An 8,040-nucleotide genomic window follows, 5' to 3' on the forward strand; every position below is an offset into this window, starting at 1 on the left:
CAGCAAGTCTCCCGCTATCACCCCTCGACAGCAAGGTCTTCGCTACAGGCGTCGCTGCCTCAGCCACTGGTCGACTCGGCGGACGAGTTCCTGCCACCAGGTTAGCTGCGGGTCCGGCGGCGGCTCGGGATCCGGGCCGGGAACCGGCACCGTGCGGCGAATCCCGTCGCAGGTGAATTGAGTTGCTCGGTAGGGGTTCCCGCTCTCGGCCCACTCGGAGACGATCAGGGTGAACTTGCCGTCCTCGAGCCTGCTGTAGGGATGGATGTAGCCACCGTAGAGACGCGGCACCGTATCGACACCGCGCGGCATCCCGGTCACCGGGCGATGGGTGTGTGCCGTTATCCAGTTGGTGTTGTCGATGCGGTCGCCGACCTTGACGAAGATCGAGTAGTCCCCCGCGTCGAATCCGGAGATGACGGCCTTGTTCTCGACATAGCGCAGGCAGATCTCACCGAGTCGCCAGCCGGGCAGGATCGGCGTCGGCTCGCGGTTCCAGCCCCAGTTGTCGCCGTTCCAGCCCCAGCCCTGCCAGGCGTGGGGATCGGACAGGCCCTCGACCGTCGCGCGCCACAGCAGCATGTCCTTGTTCCTGGCCAGGCCGCCGGTGGAGATGATGTGGACCCAGTCGCTGTGCGGGTCCTTGGCCCAGGAGATCATGACCCGCTTACCGGCGAAGGCGCCGCACCAGAACTTCGAACCGCTGCGCGCCCAGGTGATGCCGCTGTCGTCGGATGTCCAGACCTCACACCATTTCTCGTTGCCCAGTCCCTGGGTGTACATGACCCACAGGTAGATCCGGCCGTCGATGGTCATCGCGTCGCACGGGAGGACGGTGGAGTACTCGGCGTTGTCGTGCTGGTAGTCCCACAGCTGACGGCCATCGGTGCTCGGCGAGGTGGCCATGACGATCGGCTCGGCGGGGTCGCGCTGGGACGTGCGAGTGATGATGGGCGAACGCCAGTTCCCGATGCCGGCCATCGGCGGCCCGAACGGACCGTCCCCGGAAAACGAGTCACCCCAGATGAATCCGACATCACCATGGGGCAGCACGAAGGGAATAGCGAGATCCCCGCCACCGAGGTCGGCGGAGGGGACCGGATTCAGATCGGTGATGCGCAACGAACACTCCCCCTCGGTGACGCGAGCCAACATCGTTGGGCTGGTGTTGCTTCCGTCACCTCAGGTTACGCCAGAACGCCGAAGGCCCGCTCGCGCGTGGCGAACGGGCCTTCGTGGATCAGAAACCTACGCGGTCTCGGTGATCGGGCGGTCGACCCAGCTCATCAGGCTGCGGAGCTTGGCGCCCGTGACCTCGATCGGGTGCTCGGCGTTGGCCTTACGCAGACCCTCGAGCTCGGTGTTGCCGTTCTCGACGTTGGCGACCAGGCGGCGGGTGAACTCGCCGGACTGGATGTCGGCCAGGATCGCCTTCATGCGCTCCTTGGTGCCGGCGTCGATGACGCGCGGACCGGACAGGTAGCCACCGAACTCCGCGGTGTCGGACACCGAGTAGTTCATGCGCGCGATGCCGCCCTCGTACATGAGGTCGACGATCAGCTTCAGCTCGTGCAGGACCTCGAAGTAGGCCATCTCGGGGGCGTAGCCCGCCTCGACCATGACCTCGAAACCGGTCTTGACCAGTTCCTCGGTGCCACCGCAGAGCACGGCCTGCTCACCGAAGAGGTCGGTCTCGGTCTCTTCCTTGAAGGTGGTCTTGATGACGCCGGCGCGGGTGCCGCCGATGCCCTTGGCGTAGGACAGCGCCAGCGCCTGGCCCTCGCCGGTCGGGTCCTGGTCGACGGCGATCAGGGCGGGAACGCCCTTGCCGTCGGCGAACTGACGACGCACCAGGTGGCCGGGGCCCTTCGGCGCGACCATCGCGACGGTGACGTTGGCCGGAGCCTTGATCAGACCGAAGTGGATGTTGAGGCCGTGGCCGAAGAACAGCGCGTCGCCATCCTTCAGGTTCGGCTCGATGTCGTTGGTGAAGATCGACGCCTGAGCGGTGTCGGGCGCCAGCACCATGATCACGTCGGCCCACTCCGACACCTCGGCGGGGGTGCCGACGGTCAGACCGGCCTCTTCGGCCTTCGGCCGCGACTTCGAACCCTCAGCGAGGCCGACGCGCACGTCGACACCGGAGTCGCGCAGGCTCAGCGAGTGCGCGTGGCCCTGGCTGCCGTAGCCGATCACGGCGACCTTGCGGCCCTGGATGATCGACAGGTCAGCGTCGTCGTCGTAGAACATCTCGACTGCCACTGTGGAGTCCCTTCTGGATAATTTCTGGTGGGTAAAAGTTAGCGGGTGGCCGTGATCGACTTCGGACCGCGTCCGACTGCGACCACGCCAGACTGCACGATCTCGCGGATGCCGAACGGTTCGACCATGCGCAGCAGGGCATCCAGCTTGGACCGGGTGCCGGTGGCCTCGATGGTCAGCGCGTCGGGCGAGACGTCGATCACCTTGGCGCGGAACAACTGCACGGCCTCGATCACCTGCGTGCGCACCGACGCGTCGGCGCGCACCTTCACCAGGATCAGTTCGCGGGCCACCGACGCGTCGGCATCCTGCTCCACGATCTTGATGACGTTGATCAGCTTGTTGAGCTGCTTGGTGACCTGCTCGAGCGGCAGATCGTCGACGGTGACGACGATGGTCATGCGCGAGATCTCGGGGATCTCGGTGCCACCGACGGCCAGCGACTCGATATTGAAGCCACGGCGCGAGAACAGGCTCGCGACTCGCGCCAGCACGCCCGGCTTGTCCTCGACGAGAACGCTCAGGGTGTGGGTGGTGCTCATGCCGCCACCTCGCTAGCGCTCGGCGTCGGCACGATCACCATCGTGGCTGTGCTCATTGGGCGCTCGCTGCGCTCGCTCATTCGTCGGAACCCTTCTCGAAGGCCGCCTGCTCGCGCTCCATCGCCTCGTGGATGACGGCCGGTTCGGAGACCGACTCGTCCTCGTCGAAGAGCGGGCGGATGCCGCGGGCGAACATGATCTCGTCGTTGCTGGTGCCCGCGGCGACCATCGGCCACACCTGGGCGTCCTTGCCGACGATGAAGTCGATCACGACCGGACGGTCGGTGATCGCCTGCGCCTCCCGGATCGCGGCCTCGACGTCTTCTTCCTTCTCCACGCGGATGCCGACGCAGCCCAGCGCCTCGGCCAGCTTGACGAAGTCGGGGATGCGCAGGGTGTGCGTGCCCAGGTCGGTGTTGGAGTAGCGCTGTTCGTAGAACAGGGTCTGCCACTGGCGGACCATGCCGAGGTTGCCGTTGTTGATCAGCGCGACCTTGATCGGCACGCCCTCGATGGCACAGGTGGCCAGCTCCTGGTTGGTCATCTGGAAGCAGCCGTCACCGTCGACCGCCCAGACCTCCTTCTCCGGGGCGCCCATCTTGGCACCCATGGCCGCGGGAACCGCGTAGCCCATGGTGCCGAGGCCACCGGAGTTCAGCCAGGTACGCGGGTTCTCGTACTTGATGAACTGCGCGGCCCACATCTGGTGCTGGCCGACGCCGGCGCAGTACACCGCCTCGGGGCCTGCCAGGCGGCCCAGCGCCTCGATGACGAATTCCGGCGACAGCGAACCGTCGCTGGGGGTCTTCCAGCCCAGCGGGTAGTTGTCGCGGATGTCGCCGAGGTAGGCCCACCATTCGGTGAGGTTCAGCAGCGGGGCCGCGCCGGACTGCGGGTCGGCCTTGAGGGTCTCGATCAGCTCGACGATCACCTCACGCGCGTCGCCAACGATCGGGACGTCGGCGTGGCGGTTCTTGCCGATCTCGGCCGGGTCGATGTCGGCGTGGATGACCTTGGCGTCGGGCGCGAAGGAGTCCAGCTGACCGGTGACGCGGTCGTCGAAGCGGGCGCCGAGGGTGATCAGCAGGTCCGAGCGCTGCAGGGCGGCCACGGCGCCGACGGTGCCGTGCATGCCGGGCATGCCCATGTTGAGGGTGTGGCTGTCGGGGAACGCGCCACGCGCCATCAGGGTGGTGACCACCGGGATGCCGGTCAGCTCGGCGAGCTCGAGCAGCTCGGCCGAGGCGTCGGACTTGATGACACCGCCACCGACGTAGAGCACGGGCGCCTTGGACTCCAGGATCATCCTGGCGGCCTCGCGTACCTGCTTGCCGTGCGGCTTGGTGACCGGACGGTAGCCGGGCAGGCGCATCTCCGGCGGCCACGAGAACGTGGTCTGGGCCTGCAGCGCGTCCTTGGTGATGTCGACCAGGACGGCGCCAGGGCGGCCCGAGGCGGCGAGGTAGAACGCCTCGGCCAGGATGCGCGGGATGTCGATCGGGTCCTTGACCAGGAAGTTGTGCTTGGTGATCGGCATGGTGATGCCGGAGATGTCGGCTTCCTGGAACGCGTCGGTGCCGACCAGGCTCGACGGCACCTGACCGGTGATCGCCACGATCGGGACCGAGTCCATCTGCGCGTCGGCCAGCGGGGTCACCAGGTTGGTGGCGCCGGGGCCGGATGTGGCCATACACACACCGACCTTGCCGGAGGCCTGCGCGTAACCGGTCGCCGCGTGACCGGCGCCCTGCTCGTGGCGCACCAGGACGTGGCGGACCTTCTTGGAATCGAACAGCGGGTCGTAGACAGGAAGGACCGCGCCGCCGGGAATGCCGAATACGGTGTCGACGTCGAGCTCTTCGAGGGACCGGACCACCGACTGCGCGCCGGTGACGCGCTCGGGCGCGACCTGGCGGCGGGTGGGGTTGGTCGCCGGGCTACCAGCGGCAGGCTGGTTCGCCGAAGGCGCTGACCTGCGGGCCGATGGCCCGGGTCGTGCGGTAGGTGCACTCACCGTCTTCGTTCCTAACTTTGTCGTTCTGACTCCGGACTGGCGCGGAATTCTCCCGAACACAAAAAAGCCCCCGACCAGCGCAGTGCTGTTCGAGGGTGGCGCGTCGCAACGCGAGCTGACGTATTCGACTCAGGTAGTCAGGCTCAACGCTGGACGCGCCGGCCGAGTACGAGCAACTCGTTTCGGTTCACGAGCACGACGTTAGGCGCGCGTGAGTCGAAGAGTCAAACAGGCTACTCTCTGCATCCCATTATGTGGGACTCGAGTGGTTGCGTGGGTCCGTGTACCAGGATGCGAGGATAGGGGGGTGTCATCACCGCATCAGTCCGTGCCACCGGCTAAATCGTCCCACACCGCCGACGGGGGAACCGATACGGGTCGCTCCTCGCGGCCCGGCGGTCCGCGCTCGGCGAGTCCGGGCCGACTCGCGGCGATCGCCGCGGTGGTGCTCGGGTACCTGATCTTCGTCGTCGTCGGCACCGTGCAGGACTGGTCGCTCGGCATGCGGATCGGCCTGCTCGTGCCGACCGCGGTGGTCGTCTGGCTGCTGGTGCCGCGCAAGACGGACACCCCGACACCGGGCGTGCACGTGATCGGGGTGCCGCGCCTGGCCTACATCGGTGTGCTGGTGCTCGCGTTCTGCGTGTTCTTTCCGTTCGTCGGCTGGCCCGCCGCCCTGTGGTGGCTGCTGCTGCTCCCGATCATCGCGGTGTTCTGGGTCGTCCGGACGCACACGACGGTGTCGGATGCCGGGCTCGACCTGAGCTCGATGTTCGGCAAGAAGCACCTCGACTGGGCACAGGTCAAGGGCATCAGCATCCCCAAGCGCGGCTCCGTCAAGGCCCGCCTGGCCGACGACTCCGAGGTCAAGCTGCCCGCGGTGGGCTACGACCGGCTGCGTGAACTGATCGACGCCTCCGGTGGACGCCTGCCCGATGTGTTCGCCGCGGCCGAGCAGGCCGAGGCCGAGCGCGTCGCCGCCGAGCGAGCCGCCGAGGCCGAGAAGGCGAAGACCGAGGAGCCCGGCACCGAGGAGTGACCGCCGCCTCGGTCACCGCGGGAACCGGCACGGCCTCGCGCGCCGTTGCACCGGTAAGCTGACGGCGACCGGGCACCCCGCGCCGACGGCACCACCGCGGCGACACCCTCCGGAGCGACACTCCCGCCTCGAGCCCGGTTCCATCACCCCTGCACGGACTCCCGGCGCGACGCGACCACCGCCCGCCGGAGTAACGTGCACGGTTGCCGGACGCACCGCGCACTCGCACCGCGCCCCGCAGGTCAGCCCCCTGCGCGCATGCTTGGACGCACCCAGCGACATTACGAGGACACCCATGCCACCGCTTCGTTCACGCACCACCACCATCGGCCGCAATGCCGCGGGCGCCCGCTCGCTCTGGCGCGCGACCGGCATGACCGACTCCGATTTCGGCAAGCCGATCATCGCGATCGCGAACTCCTACACGCAGTTCGTTCCTGGTCACGTGCACCTGAAGAACATGGGCGACATCGTCGCCGAAGCCGTGCGCGCCGCCGGTGGTGTGCCGCGCGAGTTCCACACCATCGCCGTCGACGACGGCATCGCCATGGGGCACGGCGGCATGCTCTACTCGCTGCCTTCGCGCGAGATCATCGCCGACTCGGTCGAGTACATGGCCAACGCGCACACCGCCGACGCGCTGGTGTGTATCTCCAACTGCGACAAGATCACTCCCGGCATGCTCAATGCCGCGATGCGCCTCAACATCCCCGCCGTGTTCGTCTCCGGCGGTCCGATGGAGGCCGGTAAGGCCGTGGTCGTCGACGGTGTCGCGCACGCCCCGCTCGACCTGGTGAGCGCGATCTCGGCGAGCGCGAGCCAGGCCGTGTCCGACGAGGGCCTCGACGAGGTCGAGCGGTCCGCGTGCCCGACCTGTGGTTCGTGTTCGGGCATGTTCACCGCGAACTCGATGAACTGCCTGACCGAGGCGCTCGGGCTCGCGCTGCCCGGCAACGGTTCCACGCTGGCCACGCATGCGGCGCGGCGCGCGCTGTTCGAGCGGGCAGGCACGGTCATCGTCGACATCGCCAAGCGCTGGTACCAGGACGACGACGCGTCGGTCCTGCCGCGGAACGTGGCCAATGCCAAGGCCTTCCGCAACGCGATGGCCCTCGACGTCGCCATGGGTGGCTCCACCAACACCGTGCTGCACACCCTCGCCGCCGCGCGGGAAGGCGAGATCGACTTCGATCTGCAGACCATCGACGAGATCAGCCGCCGGGTGCCGTGCCTGTCGAAGGTCTCGCCGAACTCGGATTACCACATGGAAGACGTGCACCGCGCCGGTGGCATCCCCGCCATCCTCGGCGAACTGCGTCGCGGCGGCCTGCTCGAGACCGATGTGACCACCGTGCACACCGCGAGCTACGAGGAGTTCCTCGACACCTGGGACATCCGCTCCGGCAAGGCATCCGACGAGGCGCTGGAACTGTTCCACGCCGCACCCGGTGGGGTGCGCACCGTCGAGCCGTTCTCCACCAGCAACCGCTGGTCCTCGCTGGACACCGACGCCGCCGGTGGTTGCATCCGTGACATCGAGCACGCCTACACCGTCGAAGGCGGGCTGTGCGTGCTGCGCGGCAATATCGCCCCCGACGGCGCGATCCTCAAGACCGCGGGCATCGACGAAGAGCTGTTCACCTTCGAAGGCCCGGCCGTGGTGGTCGAGTCGCAGGAGGAGGCGGTGTCGATGATCCTGGGCAAGAAGATCCAGCCCGGTGACGTGGTCGTCGTGCGCTACGAAGGTCCCGCGGGTGGTCCGGGCATGCAGGAGATGCTGCACCCGACCTCGTTCCTCAAGGGCCTCGGCCTCGGCAAGGTGTGCGCGCTGATCACCGACGGCCGTTTCTCCGGTGGCACCTCGGGTCTGTCGATCGGGCACGTCTCCCCCGAGGCCGCGTCCGGCGGTGTCATCGGCCTGATCGAGAACGGTGACCGCATCCGCATCGACGTGCACACCCGTGCGCTGGAAGTGCTGGTCTCCGACGAGGTTCTCGCCGAGCGCCGCGCGAAGATGGAAGCCTCCGAGCGTCCGTGGCAGCCGGTGAACCGTGATCGCCCGGTGACGACCGCGCTGCGCGCCTACGCCGCACTGGCCACCTCCGCCGACAAGGGCGCGGTCCGCCAGCTGCCGTAGGGCCACGGACGAACAGAAAAGGCGGCGTCTCCCCGAAGCTTCGGGG

At 67.8% G+C, this 8,040-nt stretch carries 6 protein-coding genes; 2 read left to right on the forward strand and 4 right to left on the reverse strand.

The window, feature by feature from the left end; all coding sequences use genetic code 11:
- Positions 1 to 42: 42 nt before the first annotated feature.
- The 4 genes from ACWF9G_RS20540 to ACWF9G_RS20555 form a co-directional block, all read right to left on the reverse strand.
- Positions 43 to 1,122, reverse strand: a complete 1,080-nt coding sequence (locus ACWF9G_RS20540; protein ID WP_452517075.1) for a DUF4185 domain-containing protein — start codon at positions 1,120 to 1,122, stop codon at positions 43 to 45.
- Between the two features lie 126 nt (positions 1,123 to 1,248).
- The gene (ilvC, locus tag ACWF9G_RS20545; RefSeq protein WP_355282871.1) at positions 1,249 to 2,250 is read right to left on the reverse strand and encodes a ketol-acid reductoisomerase; all 1,002 of its coding nucleotides are present in this window, start codon (positions 2,248 to 2,250) and stop codon (positions 1,249 to 1,251) included.
- Positions 2,251 to 2,300: 50 nt separating this feature from the next.
- On the reverse strand, positions 2,301 to 2,804 hold the full coding sequence (gene ilvN / locus ACWF9G_RS20550) for an acetolactate synthase small subunit (RefSeq protein WP_189024559.1): 504 nt from the start codon (positions 2,802 to 2,804) through the stop codon (positions 2,301 to 2,303).
- Between the two features lie 76 nt (positions 2,805 to 2,880).
- Positions 2,881 to 4,818, reverse strand: coding sequence for an acetolactate synthase large subunit (locus ACWF9G_RS20555; RefSeq protein ID WP_379310425.1), 1,938 nt, complete (start codon positions 4,816 to 4,818; stop codon positions 2,881 to 2,883).
- A gap of 307 nt (positions 4,819 to 5,125) precedes the next feature.
- Here ACWF9G_RS20555 and ACWF9G_RS20560 point away from each other — a divergent pair, with 307 nt between their 5' ends.
- Entirely contained in the window at positions 5,126 to 5,857 is a 732-nt protein-coding gene (locus ACWF9G_RS20560) for a PH domain-containing protein (RefSeq protein ID WP_452517078.1), read from the forward strand.
- 295 nt (positions 5,858 to 6,152) lie between these two features.
- Complete coding sequence (gene ilvD, locus ACWF9G_RS20565) at positions 6,153 to 7,994, forward strand: dihydroxy-acid dehydratase (RefSeq protein WP_452517080.1); 1,842 nt, start codon at positions 6,153 to 6,155, stop codon at positions 7,992 to 7,994.
- The last annotated feature ends 46 nt before the right edge of the window (positions 7,995 to 8,040 follow it).

Source organism: Nocardia sp. NPDC055029, from assembly GCF_053608525.1.

Bases quoted from the DNA above. Each gene is read 5' to 3' on its own strand.
- ilvC (WP_355282871.1), bottom strand. From the start codon at position 2,250: ATGTTCTACGACGACGACGCTGACCTGTCGATCATCCAGGGCCGCAAG.
- ilvN (WP_189024559.1), bottom strand. From the start codon at position 2,804: ATGAGCACCACCCACACCCTGAGCGTTCTCGTCGAGGACAAGCCGGGC.
- ilvD (WP_452517080.1), top strand. From the start codon at position 6,153: ATGCCACCGCTTCGTTCACGCACCACCACCATCGGCCGCAATGCCGCG.